This is a genomic window from Streptomyces albidicamelliae, assembly GCF_025642175.1.
Taxonomy (GTDB): Bacteria; Actinomycetota; Actinomycetes; order Streptomycetales; family Streptomycetaceae; genus Streptomyces; species Streptomyces albidocamelliae.
Genome location: NZ_CP106795.1, coordinates 7413220 through 7438940 on the forward strand (window position 1 = coordinate 7413220; position 25721 = coordinate 7438940).

Genomic DNA, 25721 nt, shown 5'->3' on the forward strand with positions numbered 1-25721 from the left:
AGGCCGACGCTGTCCGCGGTGATCGCGGGCGGGTCGGTCCAGCAGCTCGCGTGCGCGTGCAGCACCTGGCCGGGCGCGCGCTCGAAGAGGTCCCCGACGAGCTCCGGGCCGCCGTCGTGCGCCGCGAGCCCGTCGAGGTCGTAGGCGACGACCACGGTGTCCGGGCGGCCCGACTCGAACGTCTCGGCGGGCAGCCCGAGCACCTCCGCCGCGGCCAGGCCCAGGATCTGCGAGTCGCGGTCGGGCAGCAGCGACACCGAGCGCGGCCGAGTCCCCGTCGCCTCCAGCAGCGCGCGCAGCCGCAGCAGACCGCGCAGGCACTGGTCCACGTCGTCCTGCAGCCAGGCGTAGCGCCCGTTCATGCCCGACGCGAAGCCGTACGGGGAGAGGGTGCCGAGGACGGTGCCGCTGATGACGTACTGCCAGCCGCGCAGATCGGACGGGTCGAGCGGGGCCGCCCGCTCGGCGTCGGCGGCCCGCGCGAGTACCTGGTTCTGCCGGTCCCGGGCGGGCAGCCACACCTCGTTCTCGGGGGCGTCCAGGAGCGCGTGGACGCGCCGGGCCAGGTCGAGGTCGCCCGCCATCACGGCGTTGAACACCAGAAGATAGCGGTCCGGCCAGTCGGCGAACCGCCCGGCGTGCCGCTCGGCCTGGGCGGTGAGTGCGTCCACGGCGTCGCGGTGGCGGCCCTCGTCCTCGTACGCGGACACCAGTTCCCGCAGCACGGCGGGCGCGCCCTCGCTGCGGCGCAGCGCCTCGCGCAGCGCGGGGACGGCCAGATAGGACACCCCGCGCTCGACGCACGCGTAGCCGAAGCCGTGGAGGGCCCTCGGGCTGTCCGGGTCGGCGGCGAGCGCGGCGGCGGCCTCGGCGAGGTCGTCGAAGCCGGCCGAGTCCGCGGCCCGCCGCACCACCTGTGCGACCTGGGCGAGCGGCTGGTCCTCGCCCGCCGCCCGCAGCTGCCGCAGCGCGCCGGGCACGTCCCCGGACTCCAGGGAGTCCCAGGCCGTGCGGAGTTCGGGGGACTTGGGCGGGCGATTCCTGCGCGAGAACATGCCGGAGATCATCACCCGAGGGCTGTCGTGTCCTCAACACATTTGCCCTGGAGGGGCGCGACCGCCGGCCGGAGACTCAGGGCAGCGGCTGCTCGGCCCAGATGATCTTGCCCTCGGGGGTGTAGCGGGTACCCCACCGATCGGCGAGCTGCGCCACCAGGAACAGGCCCCGGCCGCCCTCGTCGGTGCTCGCCGCGTACCGCAGATGCGGCGAGGTCGTGCTGCGGTCGGAGACCTCGCAGATCAGCGCCCGGTCGCGGAGCAGCCGTACGCCGATCGGCGCCCGCCCGTAGCGGATGGCGTTGGTGACCAGCTCGCTGAGGATCAGCTCGGTCGTGAACGCCAGTTCCTCCAGGCCCCAGTCCGCGAGCCGCCGGGTCACCGACGCCCGTACCTCGGAGACGGCCGCCGGTTCGGAGGGCACCTGCCACTCGGCCACCCGGTCCGCATCGAGGACCCGGGTCCGGGCCACGATCAGGGCCACGTCGTCGCTCGGCCGGTTCGGGAGCCGGTCCAGCACCGTGCGGCAGGTCTCCTCCGGGGTCGCGCCCCGCGTGCGGCGCAGGGCGTCGCCCAGCAGCTCGAGACCCTCGTCGATGTCCCGCTCCCGGTCCTCCACCAGCCCGTCCGTGTACAGCACCAGGCGGCTGTCCTCCGCCAGCTCCAGCTCGGCCGTCTCGAACGGCAGCCCGCCCAGGCCCAGCGGCGGTCCCGCGGGAATCTCCGGGAACTCCACACTGCCGTCGGGACGGACCAGCGCGGGCGGCGGATGACCGGCCCGGGCCATGGTGCACCGCCGGGACACCGGGTCGTACACGGCGTACAGGCAGGTCGCGCCCGTCACCACGGCGGCATCCGCCTCCGGGGTCTCGTCCAGGTCGATCCGCGCCACCAGTTCGTCCAGCAGACCCAGGAGTTCGTCGGGCGGCAGATCGAGGGAGGAGAAGTTGTGCACGGCCGTGCGTAGCCGGCCCATGGTCGCCGCCGCGTGCAGACCGTGCCCCACCACGTCGCCGACGACCAGCGCCACCCGGGCCCCGGACAGCGGCAGCACGTCGAACCAGTCGCCGCCCACGCCCGACTGCGCCGGCAGATAGCGGTAGGCGATGTCCAGGGCACCCTGCTCGGGCAGCGACCGCGGCAGCAGACTGCGCTGCAGGGTGACCGCCATGCTGTGCTCGCGCGTGTAGCGGCGGGCGTTGTCGATGGAGATCGCCGCCCGCGCCACCAGTTCCTCGGCGAGCGCCAGCTCCTCGGAGTCGAACGGCTGCGGCTTCTCCGACCGCCAGAAGTTCGCCACCCCCAGCACCAGGCTGCCCGCCCGCAGCGGCACCGTGATCAGCGAGTGGATGCCGTACCCCAGGACCTGGTCGGTGCGCTCCAGGTCCTGCGCCCGCCAGCCGGGCGCCTCCCGCAGCCGGGCCGCCACCAACGACTGTCCCGTGGTCAGGCTCCGCGCCTGCGGCGAGGTGGCCACGAACCGGATGCGTTCCCCCACCGGGTACAGCGGGGCGTCCTCGCGCAGCCCGGCGCAGGCCGTGCGCCGGAGCGCCGTCCCGGGTCTCGGCTCCTCGCCCTTCAGTACGGCGTCGAACAGGTCCACCGTCGCGAAGTCCGCGAACCGGGGCACCGCGAGCTCGGCCAGCTCCTCCGCCGTGCGGGCCACGTCCAGGCTGGTGCCGATGCCCACCCCGGCCTCGTACAGCATGTTCAGCCGCTCGCGCGCCACCTCGGCACGGCCGGCCACGGCGCGCAGCTCGGTGGAGTCGCGCAGCGTGGTGACGCTGCCGGCCGGACCGCCGCGCAGATCGGTGGGCCGCTGGTTGATCGCCAGCAGCCGGTCCTTCACCAGCCGCACCTCGTCGGTGACGACCCGTCCCGACGCCAGCAGCGCCGCCGTCTCCCCGTCCAGGCCCAGCTCCAGCACACTGCGCCGCTCGGCGTCGTGCGGCAGGTCCAGCAGCCGGTGCGCCTCGTCGTTGGCGAGCAGCAGCCGGCCGTCGCCGCCGACGATCAGCACGCCCTCGCGCACCGCGTGCAGCACCGCGTCGTGGTGCTCGTACATCCGGGTCATCTCGTACGGGCCGAGCCCGTGCGTCTGGCGCAGCAGCCGGCGGCTGACCAGGGCGGTACCCCCGGTGGCCAGCGCCATCGCCGCCGCCGCCGCGGCCAGCAGCAGCGGAAGCTGCTCGTCGGCCGCGCCGCCCACATGGGCGGTGGTGATCCCGGACGACACCAGGCCGACCACCTTGCCCTGGGCGTCCTTCACCGGCACCACGACCTGCACCAGCGGGCCGATCGTGCCCCTGATGTGCTCGACGACCGTGCCGCCGGCCAGGGCCGGGCCGATGTCGCCGACGAACTTCTTGCCGATGCGGTCCGGCTTGGGGTGCGTGTAGCGGATGCCGTCGGTGTTCATCACGACGACGAAGTCCACACCCGTCGCCTCGCGCGTGGCCTCGGCCTTCGGCTGCAGGACGGCCGTCGGATCCGGCGCGCGCAGCGCGGCTGCCGTGCCGGGCGCGTTCGCGAACGTCTCGGCCACGGCGAGGGAACGATTCGCCGCCTCGACGTCACTGTCGTGCCGCACCTGGAGCACCTGCGCCACCACGGCCGCGACGACCAGCAGCAGCACGATCACCACCTGGAGCACGAACACCTGACCGGCGACACTGCGCCCGGTCACCGCCGCCCGCAGCCTCCCGGGCCGCCGACCGCCCCTCACGTCCTCGTCCTCCGGCTTCGGCAGCCGTGGTGCGCGCGGGTGCCCGGAGGGACGGGGCGGCCTGGGCCGGCCGGGCAGTCGCACCATGTGCCCATGTCTACACTGCCCGGTGCCGTCGGGCGAGACCTTCGGCCGGGGTGACCACCCCCGACCGGGTCGAGGTACGGCCACCGCCCTGCGCCGGTGCCGCGCGGCGGGCGGCCAGCAGCAGCGCCACGTCGTCGGGCCGGTCGGCCGCGTGCCGGGCGTTCGCGGTGAGCCGGTCGGCGACGCCCGCGAGCGACCGCCCGCCGCGCCGGCCGGCGACCGCGCCGGCCCGGGCGAGCCGCACCCGAAGCGCCGCGATGCCGTCGTCTATGTCGGTGCCGGGCCGCTCCACCAGCCCGTCCGTGTACAGCGCGAGGATCGCGTCCGGCTCCAGCGGCACTTCCGTCACCGGGTACCGGGCGTGCGGATCCACCCCGAGGACCACTCCGCCCGGTATGTCCAGCACCCGCGTCCGCCCGTCGGGGGAGCGCAGCAGCGGCGGCGGATGACCCGCCCGGGCCATCCGGGCGAGCCCGGTGACCGGGTCCAGCCGCAGGTAGCAGCAGCTGGCGAACTGGCCGGGGTCGAGGTCGATCAGCAGATGGTTCGTCCCGCTCAGCACCTCGTCCGGCGGCCGGTCGCCCAGCGCGAACGCCCGGACCGCGCTGCGCAGCTGGCCCATCGTGGCCGCCGCCTGCACCCCGTGCCCCTGCACGTCGCCGATGACGAGGGCGAGCCCGTCACCCGCCTCGACGACGTCGTACCAGTCGCCGCCCACGTCCATGCCCTGTGTACCCGGCAGATAGCGGCCCGCGGTCTCCACCCGCGGGTGCGTCGACAGCCGGCGCGGCAGCAGCGCCTGCTGCAGCCCGCGTGCCAGGGCCGCCTCGCTGTCGTAGCGCTGCGCCCGCTCCATGGCGTGCGCGATCAGCCCCGCGAGCGCGGTCAGCACCGTGCGCTCCTCGGTGCTGAAGCCGCGTGCCCCCTCGAAGCCGAGGATGCAGGAGCCGACCGGCCGGCCGGACGCGATCAGCGGCAGGAACGCGCGGGCGCCCTCGTCGGCGTCCAGCGGGATGCCCGGATAGGCCGTCGCCAGCAGCTCCATGGACTCGAAGAACAGCGGCCGGCCCGTGGTGAGGGTCTCCACCCCCGGCAGGTGCGCGTCGAGCCCGATCCCCTCGAAGGGGGCGAGGAACCCCTGCGGGAAGCCCGTCTCCCAGGCCAGGTACAGATGCCGTTCCTGGAGCAGGTAGATGGCGAGGCGACGGCCGCCGAACGCGGGCAGCAGCTCCTGCATGACCACCGCGGAGACCTGCCGGGCGGTCACCGCGTCCGTCAGCGCGATGGCCAGCGCGATCGGCCGGTACAGCGGCTCCATCGAGTGGCCGCCCGCCACCGTGTCCTCGGGCACGTGGACGTCCGCGACCGGCTCGGCCGGCGCGTCCATCCGGCTGGTCGGCACGAGCGTGCAGGCCAGCAGGTCCGTGCCGGGGTGCACGGAGACCGCGAGCCAGTCGCCCTCACCGGGCTCCTCCGGCGAGGCGGCGGGCCGGTGGGCATGGAAGTGCACCGGGTCGGCGGAGACCAGGACACCGCGCAGATGGTCGTCGTAGGGCGGCCCGGACAGCCAGGGCACGACCTCCCACAGCTCCCGCCCGAGCAACTGGTCCCGGCTGCGGCCCATGAGCCCGGCCGCGGCCTCGTTGACGTACACGATCAGCCCCAGCCGGTCCAGGCAGAGCACCCCGTGCGGCAGCAGGTCGGCGGCGCCCTCCGCGGCGGCGGCCGGGCCCGGTTCGAAGACGACTCCGCCGACCGTCGGCGCGGCGCCGTGGTCCGCGGCCGGGCAGAGGTCCAGCAGCCGCGGTGTGCCGTCCGGCGAGCGCAGGCTGAGCGGCGCGCACGGTGGTTTGCCCTCGGCGGTCTCGCGCAGCGCGGCCAGGATCCGGTGCGCGTCGGCCGGGGCCACGGCGTCCGCGAGCGCGCTGTCCGTCCCCTCGAACTCCCCGGGCCGCAGACCGAGCAGCGTGTGCAGCCGGTCGTCCGCACGGACCGAGGAGGTCGCCGGGTCCCAGTCGAACCGCCCCACGGCGACACTCGCGGGCGGGCTCACCGGCGGCCGCACGCACAGGGGCTCCCCGTCCCAGAGGAGCGCGTCCGGGTCCCCGTCGGCCAGTCCGAGCAGTTCGGCGCCGAGCCCTTCGGCGAGCCGGCCGAGCAGCTCCCGGTCCAGCAGCTCGTCCACGGACTCGGTCATCGCCGGCCGCAGCACCGTGAGGACGCCCAGCGGCTCGTCCCCGCCCGGCACCGGCACGTACACCGAGCCGAAGGGGAAGGGGAGAGCCGCCGCGAGCTGGGGGTACCTGCGCATCGTCTCCGTGGCGTTCGGCAGCACCACCTGGACGCCCAGCCGGTAGGCGTCGGCCACCGGGAAGGGCCGGTCCACGTGCAGCCGCCACCAGGGCCGGAACAGCCGGCCCGGCAGTCCCACCAGCACGGACAGCCGCAGCAGGCGCGGCGTGCTGGAGCGCAGGTACACGCCCGCGACCCGGCCGCCGGCCGCGCCGAGCGCGGCCGTCGAGGCGTCGGACAGCAGCGCGGCCAGCCGGGCCCGCGTGCGGACCGCCTGCTCGCCGCTCCCAGCCATCGGCCCTACCTCGTCCCGTGCGCCTCCGGAAGGATGACACAGCAAGAATGCGCCAGGAAGCCCACGGAACGCACCTGGGCGGAGGGGAGTGGTGAGCCCGCGTCGCGGGGGCGGCGGCGGGTACGCGGGCCGTGGCCGGTGCCGTGCCGAAAAGCGCCGGTCAGCTGCTACTCGGAGCCGGAGCGGACCGTTTCCCGGGAGACGCCCGGCCGGGGCGCGCCGCCCACGCGGGCGGTCGCCGCGAACGGGTCGCCGTCGGTGCACACCAGGGTCGCCGACCGGGAGAGGACCCATCGCTGGTCCTTGCGCGGCGTGACATGGCCGAACCCGACGTCCCAGCCGCCGCCGCGCCGGGTGAGGGTGGCCGCGGACAGCGGCGGCACGGCCAGGTGCCAGAAGCTCCGCTCCGGCAGGGCCAGCGCATGGATGAGCGCGGCCCGCACGACGGCCGCCTCGGTGACGGCCAGCGCGGAGCCGGTGTCGGAGGGCAGGTCGCGCAGCCAGTTCGCGGTACGGCGGCAGAAGCGGCGCACGGACTCACCGCCGTGCGGTGCCGCGTCCGGGTCGGTGAGCCAGGCGGTGAACCCGTCGGGGTCGCTCGCCGCGAGGTCGCCGACGGTACGGCCGCACCAGGCACCGAGGTCGACGTCGCGCAGCTCGGGTTCGGCCGCCGCCGTCACACCGAAGGCGTCGGCGGTCTGCGCGCAGCGCACCGAGGGCGCCCGGACGGCCGTCGCGTGGGCCGGGAGGACCGCACGGGCGGCACGAGCCATCCGCAGGCCCTGCTCGCTCAGCGGCGCGTCACCGAGGAGTGGCCCCAGGGTGGCGTCACCGCCGGGCGCGCACACGAACGTGAGCCGGATCGCCATAACACCGACCTCCTCCTGGACCCGGTCGCCAGACCGGGGGAGCGGCTGCGGCAGCCCGCGGGAACGGGCCGGTGCCGCCTCGTGACTCATGTGCTCAAGCATTGGCGACCGCCACCCCGGGCGACATAGGCCGGGTGTCCGGAACGCACCCGCCGACCGTCCGGCGCGATCCGGCCACCCGGCCGGCGCCGGTCTGTGGAGGCGCCCCCGCCCCGTCTCCGCGAAACCCGCGCGAAGAGCGCGGTTGGCGCGGACCCGCCCACGGGTACGAGGTCGACGACCATGCCGTGCGGGGCCCCGGCGGCCGTCCCGGAAGCGGTGGGACGCGCCGGGCGACGAGAGGAGCCGCGACCCGTGGCCGAGAACGCCGAGTCCGCCGACCGCACCGGCCCGGCCCCCGTCCGACTGGCGCTGCGCACCGCCGATCTCGACGAGGCGCGCCTCGCGATCGGCACGATGTACTACGACCCCCGCATCGAGCTGCTGGACTCCCGGCGCCTGCTGGACACGGACTTCTCGATGGCCCGCCTCGGCCCGTTCACCGTGGGCGAGCTGTGCTGCGGCGCGGACGTCCGCATGCGCTTCGACGACCTCGGCGCCTACCACGTGGACCTGCCCCTGACCGGCCGGCTGGCCTGGCGGCAGGGCCCCCGCGGGACCCGGCTCGCCACACCGGACCGGGCCGCGGTCTTCCAGCCCGAGGGCCGCACCACCCTGGAGCGGTGGGACGGCACCTGCCGGCTGCTCGCCGTCAAGGTGGCCCCCGCGGCCCTCGTCCGGCACCTGGAGCTGCTCGTCGGCGACTCGCTGCGCGCCCCGCTGCGGCTCGCGCCCACCATGGACCTCACCGCCGGACCCGGCCGCAGCTGGGCCCGGCTCGTCCGGCTCGTCACCGACGAGATCGACGACGACCGCGGGCTGCTGCGCCAGCCGCTGCTCGCCGCCGATCTCCAGGACGCGCTGCTCACCGGGCTGCTCCTGGCCACCGGCCACCCCTGGCGGGAGGCCCTGGACCGGCCCGTGCCGCACGGCTTCGCCCGCCCGGTCACACGCGTGGTCGAGGTCATCCGCGCCCGCCCCGAACACCCGTTCACCACCACGGAACTCGCCGAGGTCGGCGGCGTGAGCGCGCGCTGGCTCCAGGAGGTCTTCCGCCGCCAGACCGGCACCACCCCCATGGGGTATCTGCGGGAGGTCCGCATGGAACGCGTCCGCGACGAACTGCTCCGCGCCGACCCGGCGGCCACGACCGTCAGCGACGTGGCCTACCGCTGGGGCTTCGGCCACCTGGGCCGCTTCGCCGACAAGTACCGTGCCCGGTTCGGTGAACTCCCGTCGCAGACCCTGCGTTCGCGCTGAGCCCGCCTGGCCCGCCGGCTCACCCCGACGGGCTCACACCGCTGCCGCGTCCGGGTGGCGGGGCCACGTGCCCGCTCCTAGTAATGGACACGTAATGCCGCGCGCCGCACGCGGGGGCGCCGGTGCGGTCGCATCCTCCCCTGGAGCCGAGATGACCACCCGCTCTTCGTCCCCTCGTCCCGACGACTCCCTCATATCGCCCGCACCGGCCGGCACCGGCGTCCCCACGCCGTACCCCCAGCTGCTCGGCTGGCCGGCACCGGCGCCGGAGCAGCTCCCGGGCGTCCTCCACCCGGAGGACCCTCCCCCCGGCGATCCGCTGCACCAGCTGGTCCACGCGGCCGTCGCCGACCGCCCCGTGGAGGACGTCGCGCAGCTCATCACGCTGCTGGAGCGTTCGCCGGAACACGCCCGGACCGCGGCCGACGCACTGCGGGCAGCCGGCGTCGACCGGTCCGTGGAGGACGTCACCCGTCTGGTGGCACTGCTCACCGAGCCGTCCCGGGAGTCCGACAGCGCCGACCAGGTGGTCCGGGCCGCGGCCGAGCGCCGCTCCCTGGAGGACGTCACCCTGCTGATGCAACTGCTGCACCGCAATCCGGTGGAGCGCCGCTGCGGGCAGGCGGCCGTACAGGCGGCGGCGGTGAGCCGGCCGGTCGAGGAACTCGCCGAGCTGATCGGCCGGCTGGCCGCCGAGCGGACCCGGCAGGAGAGCCCGCTGCCCGAGCCGCCGGCCCCCGAGCAGACCCTGCACCTGCCCACGTTCGCCGTCGCGGCGGCAGCGGCCGTACCCGCACCCCAGGCGGCAGGCGCGCCGCCCCGGTCGGCGGAACCCGGTGCCGAGCAGCCCCGGCCCGTGAAGTCCCGTACCGTGACGGTCCGTTCCCTGCGGCCCCGGGCCGCCAGGGACCGCGCCCCGAAGGACGGCGCGGCCGGCGGTTCCCCCGACGACCGGACGTTCCCGGCGCCTCTGTGGACCGCCCGGGGCGCCGCGCTGCTGGTGTTCCTGTGCGGTGTGGCGCACGCCCCGCGCTACTGGACCGCACTGTCCCAGGGCGTCCTCGGCAGCACCGTCGTCGTCGCGGCACTGTGCATGCTGCTGGCCCTCACCCTGCCCGCGCGGGCGCCGCAGGCCGGCTCGTGGCGGCGACGGCCGCCGTCGGCGTCACCGCGGTGCTCGCCGTCGGACAGCTGCTCGCGGGGCGGTTCGGCCCGCGCGGCATCTCCCGGCTGTGGGACGGGACCCTGGCTCCCTCCTGGCTCGCCGGCACGGCCGCGGCGGCGGCCGCGCTGGCGGCGCTGGCCGTCCTGGCCGCCGCGCTGACGACGGGCGGCGCGGGGTCCGACGGCAGCCGGTGACCCTTCCCGTCCGCGCCCGGCCGGCCCCCTGCGGGGCGGGCCGGGCGCCGGTGTACGGCGGGTTGGCCGGCGATCAGACCCCGGTGACGTCCGGCGGCAGCGGACGGGCGGCGCGCAGACTGCGCAGCGCGAGGAGCAGGACGCCGATGTCGTCCAGGTAGACGGGGTCCGGCAGCAGGTCGGTGGGCAGCAGCAAGTAGGCGACGGCGCCCCAGAAGACCCAGCGGGGTCCCGTCGGCAGCCCGGCCCGCCGCAGCGTGCGGCGCGCCCGCACCAGCCGCACCAGCAGGCCGACGGCCACCGCGAGCAGCACCGCCGCGACGACGGCGGCGACCACGATCAGGGTCGTGGTGGTGTCCATCGGGTCTCCTCCTTCGGCGGTGGTCCGTCCACCGGCGGACTACGACGTCCGGTCCGCGCCTGCCTTGCCGTCCGTACCGTCCGCGCTCTCCGTGCCGTCGGCGCCGTCCGCCTCGACCGTGGCGGCGGCCTCGGCGAGTGCCCGCGCCTGCACGGCCGGCGAGTCGCCCGGTGCGACGGCCGGTACGGCGTCGGGACCGGGCGTCGTGTTACGGGTGCCCTTCACTCCGGACTTCAGCCGTTCGAACGTCCGCGTCAACTGCTGCAGGGCGGCGGGCGTTCGGGCGGCGGGCCGCTGCTGCGGCAGCGGGGCCGGGACGTCCCGGTAGGCGGCCAGTGCCTCCAGCGCCTGTTCGGCGGCCTGCTTGTACAGGTCCCGGGACTTGGCCATCGCCTCCAGCGCCTCGGCGTACATGGCGACCAGCCCCCGCTCGTGCGCCAGCTGTTCCTGAAGCGTCAGCAGGGTCCAGTTGTCGCGCAGGTCGGTCAGCGCCTCCTCGGCGTCCCGGGGCAGCGGCCGGGGCAGGGCGACGAAGTCCCGCAGCGCCGCGACGAGTTCCACGGGTTCGGAACCGTCCAGGAAGAGGTTGCGTACCCGGTGCGCGTCGCCGTCGTACTCCTTCGGCGCCGGGTCCGGCGGCAGCAGTACGGCGCCGCCGCGCGGCACCTCCACACCGAACTCCTTCAACGCCCAGTTGACGGCGCGCAGCTGGTGCGGGGCGGCCCGGTGCTCCACCACCCGGTGCCTCAGACCGGGCGGCAGCAGCTGTGCGAGCGGCAGCCGGCCCCGCTCGTCCGGGGTCATCGCCTCGTGCACGACGACGTTGACGCACCAGGCCTCACGGGCCGCGTCCCGCAGCCGCCGGCGCATCTCCTTGTCGTCGGCGGGCAGGGCGTTGACCTGCCGGAGGTGCACGCCGGCGACACCGGCGTGGTCCCAGGAGCCGTCGTCCCCCTCGGCCGGCCCGCTCTCGGGCCAGAACAGGGTGGCCGGCGAGGGCCATGACTCGTCCCAGGGGCGTTCCGCCTCGGCGACGAGGCGCCACTCGTGGCCCTGCGGCCGGCCCTCGGGCGGTACGAGGGTCAGGCGGGCGCGCACGGTGACCGTGCCGCCGGCCCGCCAGCGCGCCTCGAAGACTCTGCGGGCCGCGTCCTGCGGCACGGGCGGTTCGGCGAAGTCGTCGATGTCGCCGCTCTCCTTGTGCCGGCGCAGGGTGCGCCGGAGGACGTCCTCGGGAGCGGGACCGGTATGGCGGCCACGGGCCGCCCAGAGGGTTTGGGGGATGGTGGCGTGGTCGCTGGCGGAGTTCGACATGAGCCAATCTGCTGATGGGGGCGGGGGTGCCTCCCAGTATCACCACTGCGCGCCGGGAAACGTCGGTGGGGGCCCGGAGGCGGCGCGTGGCGGACTTCGCGCGCCCCGCGCACGGGACGCGCGCGGCACACCCGGGGTGCGCGTCGGACGCGTCGGGTGACCACCGTTCACCCGTGGCCGCGCCCGGCCGCGCCACCGAGAATGGCCGGGCGAACGGGGGCCGCCCGTCCATCCGCCCTGGGGTGGACCCCGTTCGCGGCCCCACCTCGCGAGCCCACATCACCCGATATATGTCCGACGGGGAGGTGCAGCTGAGGGTCGGCACCCTGTACGGCGTGCTGGACCGGCTCAGCGCGGACGGCCTGACCGTGCTGGACCGGGAAGAGGTCCGGCAGGGGCGGCTGCGGCGCTACTACCGGCTCACCGACGACGGGGTGGCCGCCCTCGACGCCGAGGCCGAACGGATGGCCGCCGGCGCCGGGGCCGCGAAGCGTCGCATCGCCGAGGGCCGCCGCGCCGGCACCGACGCCGCCCCGAACTCCGGGGCCCCGCCCCGGCCGGAACCCCCCACGGCACTCGGACTCGCGGGAGGCCGCGCATGACCACGCTCCTGGAAGCCCGCTACCGCGCCGTCCTGCGCCTGCTCCCCGCCTATTACCGGCGTGAACGGGAGGAGGAGATGGTCGAGACGTACCTGTGGGACATCGACCGGGCCACGCAGGACCAGAGCCGGCCCACCTTCGGCGAGGTCGCGAGCGTCGCGGCCCTCGCGGTGCGCAGCAGGCTGGGCGGCCCGGGCGCGCCCCGCCGGTACGTCCTCCTCGGTTCGAGTGCCCGCCACTTCGCGCTGTTCGCCGTGCTGCTCCAGGCGGCCGCCGCGGTCGTCGACAGATCACTGGAGCTGACCTGGGCGTTCACCCGGGGCGCCGAAGGCCGGCACCTGTTCCTCACCGGGTTCACCGGCCGCGGCCCGTCCGCCACGGTGTTCGCCGTGCTCACCTGGACGCTGCCCCTGCTGTGGACGGTCGCCTGGTTCGCCCTGGTGCACGGCCGCCCGCGCCTCGCCCGGTCCGCCGCGCTCGGCGCCGCCCTGCCCACCCTCTGGCCGCTGCTCGGTCCACTGGTGGCCGACACGGTGCCGCCGGACCCGCTGTACGGCACGGCCACCGCGCTGCTCGCCTGGCTGTCGGCGCTCACCCTGTGCGCCGCCCAGCACCGGGACGCGCCGCCCACCCGTTCGCCACTGGGCTCCCCCGGGCAGGTCCTCCTGGCCTGCTGTGTGGTGATGGGCGCGTCCGTCGTCCTGTTCCCGTACACCGCCGACGCCGTCTGGGCACCCGCCACCGGCTTCGTCGTGGGCGCCGTCGGCTGGCTCCTGTGGCGCACCCGCGGCACTGACCGCACCTCGCCCGGCGCCGCCCTCGCCCTCGCCGCTCTCGGCCTGCTCATCCTGGCCGTACGGCTCGCGGCGCTCCGGCCCTGGTTGCACGTGCCCGGAGCCGGTCCGCTCGTCGGCGGCGGCCTCGGGCAGACGGCGGCGCTCGCCCTGCTCGTCGCGGCCCTGGCGGTGGTGGGCGGCCGGGACCTCGCCCGGCGCTGAGGGGGCTGCCCGGACCGCCGCCCGCTCAGTGCGGGAACGCCCGGGGCGGCCGCTGCCGCGGCAGCCCGTCACGGAAGCCGGAGACGGCCGTACTGATCTGCCGCATCAGGACCGTCTCCTCCAGCCGGCCGAGATAGAGGTTGGCGCGGGCCAGCGCGGGCAGGTCGACGCAGAAGTACATCGCCATCAGCGGGTTCACGAACAGTTCGGTGCCGCGGGTGCGTTCGGTGAACCGCACGTCGCCGAACTCCCCGCGTACCGCGGCGGCGACGGACCCGTGCACGATACTCGGGTGGGTGGCGTGGGCCTGCTGGGCGTGGGCCACCGCGTCGAGGTAGGCGGCGCCCTCGGCGCTCTCGCGGGGCAGGGAGAAGGCCCCCAGGTAGCCGCCCGAGCGGTCCAGGGCGGCCAGGTTCTCCAGCACCAGCGAGTGGTTGACGCCGTGGTGGGCGTCCACGCCGAAACCGAGGCACGCCACGAGCCGTTCGGGGACCTCGTCGAGGCCGGCGACGGCCGCCAGGCTCGCCATGTCCTCCTCCGGGGTGCCGAGCCCGTGCTCGTCCCCGTGCATCAGGATGTCCGTACCGCCGTCCACCAGCACGACCGCGTCCACCCCGCCCAGATGCTCCAGCAGCGCCCGGTAGGCGGCGCGCAGCGGCTGCACACCGGTCTGCGGAAAGGCGTACACGGTGTCCGTCAGGTCCCGCGAGCGGAGCCACCGGGCCAGCGACCGCTCGGGGAAGTAGTCGCCGCGCAGCGGGGTTTCGGGGTCCACGGCCGCGACGTCCGGCGCGACCCAGTGGTCGAGTCCGAGGCCGTAGAGGTCGGCGAAGGACAGGTTGGCCAGATGGACCTCGGCGCCGGCGGACCGCAGCGCGAGCGCGAGGGGCAGTCCGGCGTAGACGTCGAAGCCGCCGCCCGCGCCGGCGACGAGGACCCGCCGCGCCCCGCGCAGCCGGGTGAAGAACAGGGGCTCACGGAGGGAGTGCACCGAAGGACCCTAACAGGGCGGCCCCCGCCGTCCGTTGGGCGTCCGCCCGGTGTCCGCGCAGGCCGGGGCGTGGCGTTCCGGACGGGACGAGGGGGCCGGCGCCCTTCGGCACCGGCCCCCTCGGGGCCCTGTGGACCGGGGCTTACGCCCCGCTCTCCCGCAGCATGTCCTCGCGCTCGACGATCTTCACGCGCTCGCGGCCCTGCGGCTCACCGAGCGCCCGCTCGGCGGCGTCCAGCTTGTACCAGCCGTCCCACGTGCTGACGCGGACGCCGCGCTCGGCGAGGAAGGCGTCCACGGCCTCCGGCTCCGGGGAGGCCGGGGTGTGCAGACGGCCGCCCGCGTAGTCGTCGAGCAGGTTGCCCACGGTCTCGTTGGCGTCGCCCTTGGTGTGGCCGATCAGACCGACCGGGCCGCGCCGGATCCAGCCGGTGACGTAGGTGGACTGCAGATGACCGCCGCCCTCCTCGATCACGCGGCCGCCGTCGTCCGGCACCGTGCCCGAAGTGATGTCCCAGGGCAGCTTGGGCAGCTTGTCGGAGAGGTAGCCGACGGCACGGTAGACGGCGGTGACGTCCCAGTCCTTGAACTCGCCGGTGCCCTTGACGTTGCCGGTGCCGTCCAGCGCGGTGCGCTCGGTGCGCAGGCCGACGACCTTGCCGTCCTCGCCGAGGATCTCGGTCGGCGACTCGAAGAAGTGGAGGAACAGCTTGTGCGGGCGGTCGCCGACGTCCCGGATCGCCCAGTTCTCCAGCGTCTTGGCGACCATGTCGGCCTGCTTGTTGCCGCGCCGGGTCTCGATCGAGCCGGCGTCGTAGTCGATGTCCTCGGGGTCGACGATGACCTCGATGGTGGGGGAGTGGTCCAGCTCGCGCAGTTCCATCGGGCTGAACTTCGCCTGCGCCGGGCCGCGGCGGCCGAAGACGTGGATCTCCCGTGCCTTGTTGGCCTTCAGACCGTCGTGGACGTTCGGGGGTATCTCCGTCGGGAGCAGCTCGTCGGCGGTCTTGGCGAGGATGCGGGCGACGTCCAGCGCGACGTTGCCGACGCCGAGCACGGCGACCTTCTCGGCCTCCAGAGGCCAGGTGCGCGGCACGTCCGGGTGGCCGTCGTACCACAGCACGAAGTCGGCGGCGCCGTATGAGCCGTCCAGGTCGATGCCCGGGACGGCCAGCTCGCGGTCGGCCGTCGCGCCGGTGGAGAAGATCACCGCGTCGTAGAAGGCGCGCAGGTCGTCCAGGCTGATGTCGGTCGGGTAGTCGACATTGCCGAAGAGGCGGATCTGCGGCTTGTCCAGCACCTGGTGCAGGGCGGTGATGATGCCCTTGATGCGCGGGTGGTCGGGTGCGACGCCGTACCGGATCAGGCCGAACGGGGCGGGCATCCGCTCGAAGAGGTCGATGGACACACCGGGGTCGGCGGCCACCTCGGACTTGAGCAGGGCGTCGGCGGCGTAGATCCCGGCGGGGCCGGCTCCGACGATGGCTACCCGCAGGGGGCGCGGCATGATCAGGTTCCCTTCGAGCGTGCGACAGGCGTCTCGACTGGGAAGCCTAAACTAAGGCAGACCTAAGTTAGTACGGGGGTCCGGTCTATGACCTCATAAGGCGATCTTATGCCCTGCCCAGGACGGCCTTATGGGGCGGGAGGGGGCGAGGACGCGGCGCGGATCGCGGCGGTGACTCACCCAGGACATCCGAGGGCACCTCGGCATCCGCTTCCGGGTGGACAGCAGTCGCGGCATCGACGAATTCGGCCGCACCGACCGGCCGGTGGACAGGACCCTCCTCGACCACTACGAGTCCCGGCGCGCCCGGCGCCGGGACTGACCCCGGTCAGGCCGGCCGGACGACGCGGTGGATCGCAGCCTCCCCGGCGCCGTAGATCGACTCCTCGCGGATGGTCGACCCCGGCCCGGGGGCGTGGACCATCATGCCGTCGCCGACGTGCAGGCCCACGTGCCGGTCGTCGTCGAAGAAGAGGACGAGATCACCGGGTTCGAGCCCGGCGAGCGTGACCGGAGCGCCGGCCAGGGCCTGCTGGTGCGCGGCGCGCGGCAGCTCGACACCGGCCGCCCGCCACGCGGCAAGCGTGAGGCTGGAGCAGTCGTAGGAATCGGGGCCGGTCGCTCCCCAGACGCACGGCTTGCCGACCTGCGCCCGGGCGAACGCGATGGCCTTCGCGGCACGGAGAGCCCGCGGCGACTCCGGAACCGGCACGGGCAGGGGGAGCGGTTCGGCGGCCGCGGGCACCGGGGAGGTGTAGGAGCCGGTGTCCGTGAGGGCGGCGAAGTAGCCGGTGTCGACGACAGGGTCGGACGCGGGCGGGTACAAGAGGGACCCGGTGTCCGTGAGGGGTGCGGGTGCGTAGGTGGCGGCGCCGAGGCCGGTGAGAGGCGCGGCGGATGCGGGCGGGTAGGCGTAGGACCCGGTGTCCGTGACGGGAGTGGGCGCCTGCGGGTAGGTGAGGGAGCCGGTGTCCGTGGGGGAAGTGGGCGCCTGCGGGTAGGTGAGGGAGCCGGTGTCCGTGACGGGAGTGGGCGCCTGCGGGTAGGTGAAGGACCCGGTGTCCGTGACGGGAATGGTCGCCTGCGGGTACGTGAAGGAACCGGTGTCGGTCACGGGGGTCGCCGTGGCCACGGCCTGCACCCCCGCGGCCGGCATCGCCAAGGCGCCCGCCGTCGGAGCAGGTGTCTCCCACGCGGGCTGCAGCCACTGCTCCGCCTGAGCCGGCTGGACCGGCTGGACCGGCTGCGCGGCCTGCACCGCGAGCGGTTCCGCCAGTTGCTGTGCACCGGCGTAAGAAGAGGAGTGTGCCCAGGCGGGGTCCGGCACCCATCCGGTGCTTCCGCCGGGCATCTCGTCGGCGAAGTACGGCTGTTGGACGGTCTGTGTGACGGGAACCGCCGTCCGGGCGCCCTCCGTGGCCTGCTGGGGGAACGCGGCCGGCTCCGTCGACGGACCGGCCGTCAGGGCTGCCATCGCGTACTCGGCGCGCGGGGAGAGGGGGTCGGGCAGCAGGGGAGCCGGGCCGCCCGTCTCCGTAGCCCGGTCACCGGCGGGCAGGGCCCTGACCTCCCCCCGGCCCCCGGCGAAGCCGACGGCGTCCGAGCCCCCGCCCGGCAGTCCGGCGGAGTCATCGCCACCTGCCGGAAGGGCCAGGATGGCCCGGTCGCCGGCCGGAAGAGCGAGGACCTCCTTGTCGGGCGCGGGAAGGGCGAGTTCCCGCAGGTCGCCGCCCGTGAGAGCGCGGCTCTCCCGGTCGGCCCCCGGAAAACCGCCCATCCCCTCGCGCGGACGCGCGGGCACGGCGGACGCGGCGGGCAGCCGGTCGGCGGGCAGGGCGGCGGGGACGGTCGGACCGAGTTTGGCGCGGGCCCCGTCGAACCACTGCCGGGCCACCGCGTCGAGCGCGGGATCCTGGCCGGACGGCCCCCGCCGCTTGGCCAGCGGAACGCCCCGGGACCGCGTGCGGGCCGCCATGGCCCGGGTCGCGTTGAAGTTCCCGGTCGCGTTCTCCGCCCGGTCGTAGAGGGAATCGATCCGCTGCCGAACCTCGTCGCGGTTCTCCGGCACCATGGAAGACGTGCTCCTTCCTTGCCCCTCGGGGCAGTTGCCCCGCAGGGCAGTCGGGCCGTCGCGCCCGACCCGTCGAGCACCCGGCGCCGGACCACACGGCGGCTCGCCGGGGCTCGGCCGGGCGGCCTCGCGTCAACCTAGCCAACGTGTGTACCTCGTGTGAAGGTTGAGGCGTGGAATGTCCGATACGTATTCGTGATGTTCGCGGAGACGTTCGGACGGGAAGAGATGTGCCTCACGTTTTCCTGTGAGATCCCGGTGAATTCGCGATTCGGTTGAACACAGTGGCACCGTCGTCCGTATGTGGCTCGGGGGAACTCCATGCCCGAGACCGGCGATGAGACACAGGGGACGACCTTGGTACGCAACAGGCGCAGACGCCCGACCGGCGCACGACGCGCGACCTTCGCAGCGGTCGCCCTGATGCTGGGCGGAGGCGGGCTCGTGGCGGCCAACGTCTACGCCTCGGCCTCCGAAGGCTGGGGCGACGGCTCCACCACCACCTCGGGACAGGTTCTCTCGTCGGGCATGGCGACCATCGACTGCCCCGATGTCGGCAGCCGGCTCACGGACGTACCGGACGGGGCCCGTGCGGACGTCGACCGCCAACTCGCCGCGCTGGACCAGCAGACGGCGGCGGCCTACGGGCAGCTCCGCGCCGCGGGACAGGCCGGCGGTCAGGACGCCGACTCCGTCGACGACTCCATCATGAACCCGCTGAAGGAGAAGCGGACGGAGACCATCGGCAAGATGGCCGACGCCATCGACCGCGCGGGCGAGCGCCCCGAGGGCCTGGACGACCTGGCCGGCTGCACCCTGCGGCCCGGCGAGGGCGGTGGCAACGGCGACGGGGCGACGGCCGCCCCGAGCACGGGATCCCAGCAGGGCGGGGCGAGCGAGGCGCCGGGCGGCGCGGGACAGGGCGGCAACGGGCCCGTCGTCTCCGACTACGTCGACATCGCCTCCGTACAGCCCGACGCGCAGAACCCGCCCGAGCAGTCCGGCGCCTCCCGCGGCTCCTTCGCCTCCGACTGCGGCGTCAACGCGAACGGCCTGTTCAACTCGGACAACGTCATCGTGGCTCCCGGCGTCACCAACGGCGCCCACCACTTCCACGACTACATCGGCAACCAGAGCAACACCGCCTTCGCGAGCGACGAGGACCTGGCCAACGCCAAGACGAGTTGCGTGGACCAGGGCGACAAGTCCACCTACTACTGGCCCGTGGTGCGCCTGCAGAACGGCACCCAGGAGCGCGACGCCGGGTCGCCGGGCGGTGGCACGGAGGGCAACGCGGGCCAGATCGTCACGCCCAAGCAGGTGACCCTGACGTTCGTGGGCAACCCGCGCGAGAAGGTCACGGCGATGCCGCGCCTGCTGCGCATCATCACCGGCGACGCGAAGGCGTTCGTCAACGGCCCCGGCAACGCGAACGCCTCCTGGAGCTGCACCGGCTTCGAGAACCGGCAGCTGAAGGACAAGTACCCGCTGTGCCCGAAGGGCAGTGACGTCGTACGCACCTTCCGGTTCCAGAGCTGCTGGGACGGCCGCAACATCGACAGCGCCAACCACCGCACCCATGTGGCCTTCGCGGGTGCCGACGGCGCCTGCCCGGCCGGCTTCCGGGCGATACCCCAGCTGGTGCAGCGGATCGTCTACGACATCGACGCGCCGAGCGTGCAGGACGGCGGCCGTACCGTGCCGCTGTTCGCGGTGGACTCCTTCCCGGAGCAGCTGCACAAGCCCGTCACCGACCACGGCGACTTCATCAACGTCTTCGACGAGGACCTGATGGGCAAGATGGTCGACTGCATCAACTCCGGCCGCACCTGCGGTCCGGACGGCGGCGACGGCGGTGACAACGGCGACGGCGGTGGCAACGGCACCGGTGGCGGCGACGGTTCGACCGCGTCTCCGACGGCGAGCCCCGGGGACGGGGCGACGGCGGCGCCCACCGCGAGCTCCGGTGCCACGGCCGGACCGGGTGACGACGCCACCGGCGAACCGGGCGACGGCAACACGGCGGAGCCCGGCGACGGCAACACGACGGAGCCCGGCGACGACAGCGCCACGGCACCCGGTGACGACGAGACCTCCGCGCCCACGGCGTCCGCGGACGACCAGGCGCCCCGGACCGAGGCGTCGACCGCGCCGGGCCGCACCACCAGGCACGACAAGGGCGACAAGGCGACACCGGTCAAGTCGGCGGAGCCCCGGTCCACTTCGGCGGACTCCGCGCCGGCCCCGGCCGCCTCCGCGTCCGGCTCCCGCACGCCCGCCTCGTCGGCTTCGGACCAGGCCACCGCCGCCGCGTACGCGCCGCCGGCGGGTGCCGGGACCGAACCCCAGGCGTCCCGGGGCAGTCTCGCGGAGACGGGCGCGCAGCTGTGGCCCGCGGCCATCGGCGTGCTGCTCGCCCTGTCGGGCCTGTTCATGCTGGTGCGGGCCAAGCGGCTGCGCTACTGAACGTCCCCGTGACGACCGGCACGGCCGGCGGACCCGGGGCCTGACCGTCCCGAACCGCCCACGGCTGCCATCCCCGCGAGGGATGGCCGCCGTGCGGTGCACGGGCCCGGACACGCCGTATCCCGCCCCCGAGGACGGCGGCCCTCCCCTGCCCGGGAACTCCCCGCGGCCGGGCGGCGGGACGGGCGGCGCGACCACCCCCGCGTTCGCCGCGTCACCCGTGCCGGTGATCACCCGCGAGGCGGCCCACCGCGGTGCCCGCCGCGCCGCCACCCTGAGGGGATGCACCACCAGCTCCGCGTTCTCACCGCGCTCGCCGCCCTGTTGTTCACCTCGGGCTGCGTCCACATCCCCGCCCACCAGGCCTCGGCCTCGGTCATGGAGGGCGCCACCGTCCGTGCGCCGTCGTCCGCCGTCACGTCCGTCAGCCAGGCCCCCGCCCGCGGTGCCCTCGTCGACACCGGCACCGACGCGAAGCCGGGGAGGCCCGCCCGCCGCCACGGCGCCCGGCACCGCTCGTGGCGGCCAGCCCCGCACCCGCGCCCCCGCCTCGCGGTACGGTCCGCGCCGCGGCACCGCACGGCACCGCACCGCCCCGCCCCGGTCGAGCACCGCCACCGCACCCCGCGTCCCCACCCGGCACGCCCCCGCGCCCCGCGCCCGGGAACCACCGACGACATGCGCACCGTGTGCCGCCTGGCCCACCAGCCCGCCGCCCCCGCCGAGGCGGGCACCCTCTGCGACACCTACCTGCGCTGACCCACCACCCGCACCACACGGCGGGGCCCCGTGCACGCGGGGTCCCGCCCCGCCCGCGCCCCCGTGCGCCTGACGCGCCGTCGGATTTTGCCCGCATTGGCATGGACCTGACTTTCCCGCGTCGCTACGATCTGCCCCAGCCCAGCATGAGAGCGCTCTCACGAACGATTGTCCCGCCCCCCACTCGAACGACGAAGGGCAACCCCCATGAGCGAACGCAGACTTGTGCACGTGGTCCTGGCCGCACTCCTGACCGTCGGAGGACTGGGCGCGGCGAGCGCGTTCCCCGCCTCGGCGGCCAGGCCCGCGCCCGAGCGGGGCCTCACCGCCCCGTCCCCGAAGCCGGCGTCCGACTCGATCGTGGCCGCCATGAGCAGGGACCTCGGTCTCACCAGGCAGCAGGCCGAGACGCGGCTGGCGTCCGAGAAGGCCGCCTCCGCCCTCGACCCGAAGGTGCGCCGCATCGCCGCGGACGCCTACGCGGGATCCTGGTACGACGCCACGCGCGGACGGCTCGCGGTGGCGCTCACGGCGCACGCCCCCGCGGCAACCGTCCGGGCGATCGAGGCGGCGGGAGCCGACGTCCGCGCGGTCGCCCGCAGTGCCCGGCAACTGGAGGCGGTCAAGGCGCGCATCGACCGGCTACCGGCCCCGGCGGGGGTCAGCAGCTGGCGCGTCGACCCGAGGGCCAACACGGTGGTGGTCGACATCGTGCGCGGCAGGCGTGCTGACAACGATGTCCGGCGCTTCCTGGCACGCGCCCGGAAGGCGGGTCCCGTGACCGTCGGGACCGTCTCGGCGGCTCCGCGGACCTTCGCCGCCGGCACGGTCGGCGGTGACCCCTACTACACGGGCAACGTCCGGTGCTCCATAGGCTTCTCGGTGTACGGCGGTTTCGTGACCGCCGGGCACTGCGGACAGCCGGGCGCCGGAGTCAGCGGCTGGGACCACTCCTACATCGGCACCTTCCAGGGCTCCTCGTTCCCGGACAACGACTACGCCTGGGTGAGCGTCGGCAGCGGCTGGTGGACGGTGCCGGTCGTCCTCGGCTGGGGCCAGGTGTCGGACCAGCTGGTGCGCGGCTCGAACGTCGCGCCTCCCGGCTCCTCGATCTGCCGCTCGGGGTCGACCTCCCACTGGCACTGCGGCACGGTGCTCGCCCTGAACGAGACCGTCAATTACAGCCAGGGTGCCGTGCACGAGGTGACGAAGACGAGCGTCTGCGCCGAGCCCGGTGACTCGGGCGGCTCCTTCATCAGCGGTGACCAGGCCCAGGGCGTCACCTCCGGCGGCTGGGGCAACTGCTCCGGCGGCGGCGAGACCTGGTTCCAGCCGGTCAACGAGATCCTCAACCGCTACGGCCTGACCCTGCACACGGCCTGACCGCAGCCCCCCGGCACGCGGGGTTCCGTACGCACGACGGCGGAGCCCCGCGTGTCCCAGCGGCGGCGGCATACGTCTCCGGGGCCCTGCCGCCCCGCGACGCGGGCGGATCGCGGACCACAGCCCTACGCCTCCTCAGTGCCGAGCGGACCGCACATCAGGTTGCCGGGGTCCCCCGGGTCGTCGCTCGTCCAGAACTGCGTCCACAGAAAGGCGAACTCCGAGCGGGAGAGACAGCCGTCGCCGTCCTGGTCGAGGTGGTCGAAGACGTCGGCGGTGTCGACGGGCCGGCCGTGCCAGGCGTCGATGAGCCGCCGGTGTTCGGTCCGCGAGATCCGGCCGTCCCGGTTGTCGTCCACGGCGTCGAACATGACGTCGGCGGTGGCCATCGTCTCCGCGCGCACGGCGGGCAGCCGGTCGACCACGCCGAGAAGCCCGTCCATGTCGATCCGGGCGTCACCGCCCGGGCCGACGGCCGCCGCGAGGTGCCCCCACCAGCCCAGCATCACGCTCTCCACCCGCCCCGCCAGCCCCGGCTCCCCGGCCACCCGCGGCATACGGCACCACCTGGCGGCGAGCGCTTCGAAGTCCTGCCGCTCCAGGTAGCCGTCGCGGTCCGCGTCGAACGCGTCGAACATGAAGCTTGTCCCGCTGGAACTCACTGGCCATGACGGATCTCCCTACTCGCGTTTCGCGGGGGATCCTTTCCCTGCCGGCCGTCCGGGCAACGGCGCGCGGGAGCGCGGCACCGCGCCCCCGGCCGTACCTCGCTACAAGTGGGCCGTTGGCGATGGTTTGACCGTTTCGCGGCGACCAATGAGGCGGTCGGCGACGTCTCCGTAGGCTTGTCGGAGCGGGTGCGGCCGCGACTCAATGTTTCATGAGTGTTGCATTTCATCGGACACGTGTGCGCAGGAATCGAAAGTTTCGCTGATAACTTGTGAATGCCGCTGCGAGGTTGTTCAGTTCACCCGCGCGAGCAAGATCAAGCACGTAGAAAGGGGCGCCGTGACCGAGGCGTCGCAGGGGGAGGACCGGCCCGGGAAAAGGGGCGGTCGTGACGAGGGCTCGTTCGACGGCGACGAGACCCTCTTCCTGAGGGTCGGCACTCCCCGAGCGGACGAGACCATGCAGCTGCGGGTGCCACCGCCGGAGCCGGTCGCCGAGGGCGGCCGGGCCGAGCGCCGGCGCAGTGCCCGGCCCTCGGCCCGGGAGCGCGTCACCGTGCCACTGTCGCGGGCGCTCGCGCCGCTGACCCCGTACATCCGCCGGCTCGCGCCGTACGCACGCCGTCTCAAGCCTCTCTATCCCCGGCCCAATCGCACCGGCTGGCGGCGCTGGATACCCTCCTGGCGCCAGTGGATCGGCGGGATCCTGGGGGCGTTCAGCCTCCTCGGGGCGCTCCTCGTCACCGCGTACGCGCTCACCGACATACCGAGCAACCTCAACACGTACGCCACACAGCAGGACAACGTCTACTTCTGGTCCGACGGCACGCCGATGGCGCGCACCGGGTGGGTGCAGCGGCAGGCGATGCCGCTGAAGGACATACCCGAGGACGTCCGCTGGGCCGTGCTCGCGGCGGAGAACCAGAATTTCTATACGGATCCGGGTGTCTCCGTCAAAGGCCTCACCAGGGCTCTGTACCGCACGGTGGGTCAGGGGGACACCGAGGGTGGTTCCACCATCACTCAACAGTACGTGAAGAACGTTTATCTCACGCAGAACCGGACCATTACCCGGAAATTCACCGAAGCGATGATCGCCCTCAAGCTCGACAACAAGATGAGCAAGGACCAGATCCTCGAGGGCTACCTCAACACCAGTTGGTTCGGGCGCGGCACCTACGGCATCCAGCGGGCCGCGCAAGCGTATTACGGCAAGGACGTCAGCAAGCTGAACGCCTCCGAGGCGGCCATGCTGGCCTCGCTGCTCAAGGGAGCCAGCCTCTACGACCCCACTCTCGGCAAGGCCAACCACCAGCGGGCCGAGGAGCGCTGGACCTGGATCCTCGACCGTATGGTCAAGATCGGCAAGCTGTCGCCGCGGGAGCGGGCCACGTACAAGACGTTCCCGGAGCCGCTGAAGAGCAACCCGCTCTACAACACCGGTGAGCAGAGCGACTACCTGGTGGAGCTGGCCTCGCAGTACGCCAAGAAGGCCGGCCACCTGACCGACAAACAGTTCGACCTGGGGGGATACCAGATCTACACGACCTTCGACCGAAAGCGGGAGAAGGCGCTCACCGACGCGGTCACCCAGGCCCGCAAGAAGGCCGGCCGGGAGAACCCCAAGGCCGCGAAGAACGGGCACTACGGCGGTGCCTCGGTCGCCACCGACGGACGCATCCTCGCCGTCTACGGCGGTCCCGACCACCGCAAGCAGGGCTACAACGAGTCCAACGCCACCACCGTTCCCGCCGGAAGCGCGTTCCAGCCATTCGTCTACGCCGCGGGCCTCGAGCACGGCGCCCACCTCACCCGCGGCGGCCCCGCGACCCCCGTCACCCCGGACAGCGTCTACGACGGGGACGACGGCGTGCCCGTCACCACCCCCGAGGGCCCGTACTGGGACCGCAGCGGCAAGAAGGTCGCCGCGCACAACGAGGGCCGCAAGTCCTACGGCCGGATCACCCTGCGCCAGGCTCTCACCCAGTCGGTGAACACCCCCTTCATGCAGCTCGGGATGGACACCGGTCTGGAGCGGGTCCGCCAGACCGCCGAGGCCTCCGGGCTGCTGCCCTCCAGCATGGGCCCGCAGGTGCCCGCGCTCTCGCTGGGCAGTTCGACCCCCAGCGCGATCCGGATGGCCAGCGGCTACGCCACCTTCGCCGCCGGCGGCACGCACACCGAGCCGTACTCGGTGCGCCGCATCACCCGCAACGGCGCGCCGGTCGCGCTGACCGTCCCGCGCGCCCACCGCGCGATCGGCGCCCAGGTGGCGAAGGACGTCAGCGCGGCACTCGTGGACTCGTTCCGCGCGACGCACCCGCAGGCGGCCGCCGCCGAGCCCGGGGCGGGCGGGAAGGCGGGCACCACCGAGAAGGACACCGCCTCCTGGTACGCCGGGACCGCCGACTCCGTGTCCACGGCGGTCGTGGTGTACCGGATCGACCTGGCGAAGTCCCTGGAGCCGCTGCCGCTCGAAGGACTGGCCGGAACCAGTAGCGACAGCGTCCCGTACGACCTCTGGTCGGCCGCGACGGGTCTTGACTGACGAAGAGACCCG

The 25721-nt window shown here is 74.3% G+C and carries 17 protein-coding genes; 8 read left to right on the forward strand and 9 right to left on the reverse strand.

The window, feature by feature from the left end; genetic code table 11:
* Nucleotides 1-1131 precede the first annotated feature (1131 nt).
* From N8I86_RS33610 to N8I86_RS33620, 3 genes are all read right to left on the reverse strand, one after another.
* Complete coding sequence (locus N8I86_RS33610) at nucleotides 1132-3867, reverse strand: SpoIIE family protein phosphatase (protein WP_263279491.1); 2736 nt, start codon at nucleotides 3865-3867, stop codon at nucleotides 1132-1134.
* A gap of 10 nt (nucleotides 3868-3877) precedes the next feature.
* Entirely contained in the window at nucleotides 3878-6454 is a 2577-nt protein-coding gene (locus N8I86_RS33615; RefSeq protein WP_263279492.1) for a SpoIIE family protein phosphatase, read from the reverse strand.
* Between the two features lie 167 nt (nucleotides 6455-6621).
* Entirely contained in the window at nucleotides 6622-7323 is a 702-nt protein-coding gene (locus tag N8I86_RS33620; protein ID WP_073890841.1) for a histidine phosphatase family protein, read from the reverse strand.
* Between the two features lie 354 nt (nucleotides 7324-7677).
* Here N8I86_RS33620 and N8I86_RS33625 point away from each other — a divergent pair, with 354 nt between their 5' ends.
* Complete coding sequence (locus N8I86_RS33625; RefSeq protein ID WP_263279493.1) at nucleotides 7678-8682, forward strand: AraC family transcriptional regulator; 1005 nt, start codon at nucleotides 7678-7680, stop codon at nucleotides 8680-8682.
* A 151-nt stretch (nucleotides 8683-8833) separates the two neighbouring features.
* Nucleotides 8834-10006 carry a hypothetical protein gene (locus N8I86_RS33630; RefSeq protein WP_263279494.1) on the forward strand — a complete coding sequence of 391 codons (1173 nt, stop codon included), beginning with the start codon at nucleotides 8834-8836 and terminating at the stop codon, nucleotides 10004-10006.
* Between the two features lie 108 nt (nucleotides 10007-10114).
* Here the strand turns inward: N8I86_RS33630 and N8I86_RS33635 are convergent, their stop codons facing one another.
* The gene (locus tag N8I86_RS33635; protein WP_073890840.1) at nucleotides 10115-10402 is read right to left on the reverse strand and encodes a DUF1232 domain-containing protein; all 288 of its coding nucleotides are present in this window, start codon (nucleotides 10400-10402) and stop codon (nucleotides 10115-10117) included.
* A gap of 39 nt (nucleotides 10403-10441) precedes the next feature.
* Nucleotides 10442-11716 carry a hypothetical protein gene (locus N8I86_RS33640; RefSeq protein WP_263279495.1) on the reverse strand — a complete coding sequence of 425 codons (1275 nt, stop codon included), beginning with the start codon at nucleotides 11714-11716 and terminating at the stop codon, nucleotides 10442-10444.
* 290 nt (nucleotides 11717-12006) lie between these two features.
* On the opposite strand from N8I86_RS33640, the gene N8I86_RS33645 reads away from it, so the two are divergent.
* Both N8I86_RS33645 and N8I86_RS33650 read left to right on the forward strand, forming a co-directional pair.
* A complete protein-coding gene (locus N8I86_RS33645; RefSeq protein ID WP_263279496.1) occupies nucleotides 12007-12318 on the forward strand; it encodes a PadR family transcriptional regulator in 312 nt (103 codons plus the stop codon).
* On the forward strand, nucleotides 12315-13316 hold the full coding sequence (locus N8I86_RS33650; RefSeq protein WP_263279497.1) for a hypothetical protein: 1002 nt from the start codon (nucleotides 12315-12317) through the stop codon (nucleotides 13314-13316). The genes N8I86_RS33645 and N8I86_RS33650 overlap by 4 nt, the downstream gene beginning before the upstream one ends.
* A gap of 25 nt (nucleotides 13317-13341) precedes the next feature.
* Here the strand turns inward: N8I86_RS33650 and N8I86_RS33655 are convergent, their stop codons facing one another.
* The 3 genes from N8I86_RS33655 to N8I86_RS39480 all read right to left on the reverse strand — a co-directional run bounded on the left by N8I86_RS33655 (nucleotide 13342) and on the right by N8I86_RS39480 (nucleotide 17885).
* Nucleotides 13342-14307 carry a DUF1152 domain-containing protein gene (locus tag N8I86_RS33655; protein ID WP_263279498.1) on the reverse strand — a complete coding sequence of 322 codons (966 nt, stop codon included), beginning with the start codon at nucleotides 14305-14307 and terminating at the stop codon, nucleotides 13342-13344.
* Nucleotides 14308-14449: 142 nt separating this feature from the next.
* A complete protein-coding gene (locus N8I86_RS33660; RefSeq protein WP_263279499.1) occupies nucleotides 14450-15814 on the reverse strand; it encodes an FAD-dependent oxidoreductase in 1365 nt (454 codons plus the stop codon).
* Between the two features lie 328 nt (nucleotides 15815-16142).
* Entirely contained in the window at nucleotides 16143-17885 is a 1743-nt protein-coding gene (locus tag N8I86_RS39480; protein ID WP_404830852.1) for an NlpC/P60 family protein, read from the reverse strand.
* A 423-nt stretch (nucleotides 17886-18308) separates the two neighbouring features.
* Between N8I86_RS39480 and N8I86_RS33670 the strand changes: the two genes are divergently transcribed.
* The 3 genes from N8I86_RS33670 (at nucleotide 18309) to N8I86_RS33680 (ending at nucleotide 22493) form a co-directional block, all read left to right on the forward strand.
* Complete coding sequence (locus N8I86_RS33670; RefSeq protein ID WP_263280193.1) at nucleotides 18309-20351, forward strand: DUF1996 domain-containing protein; 2043 nt, start codon at nucleotides 18309-18311, stop codon at nucleotides 20349-20351.
* Between the two features lie 282 nt (nucleotides 20352-20633).
* Nucleotides 20634-21110 (forward strand): hypothetical protein, encoded by a 477-nt coding sequence (locus N8I86_RS33675; RefSeq protein ID WP_263279500.1) that lies wholly within the window; start codon nucleotides 20634-20636, stop codon nucleotides 21108-21110.
* A gap of 207 nt (nucleotides 21111-21317) precedes the next feature.
* Complete coding sequence (locus N8I86_RS33680) at nucleotides 21318-22493, forward strand: S1 family peptidase (RefSeq protein WP_263279501.1); 1176 nt, start codon at nucleotides 21318-21320, stop codon at nucleotides 22491-22493.
* Nucleotides 22494-22618: 125 nt separating this feature from the next.
* On the opposite strand, the gene N8I86_RS33685 is transcribed toward N8I86_RS33680, so the two are convergent.
* Nucleotides 22619-23131, reverse strand: a complete 513-nt coding sequence (locus N8I86_RS33685) for an EF-hand domain-containing protein (RefSeq protein ID WP_263279502.1) — start codon at nucleotides 23129-23131, stop codon at nucleotides 22619-22621.
* Nucleotides 23132-23621: 490 nt separating this feature from the next.
* On the opposite strand from N8I86_RS33685, the gene N8I86_RS33690 reads away from it, so the two are divergent.
* Entirely contained in the window at nucleotides 23622-25709 is a 2088-nt protein-coding gene (locus N8I86_RS33690; RefSeq protein WP_263280194.1) for a transglycosylase domain-containing protein, read from the forward strand.
* Nucleotides 25710-25721 lie beyond the last annotated feature (12 nt).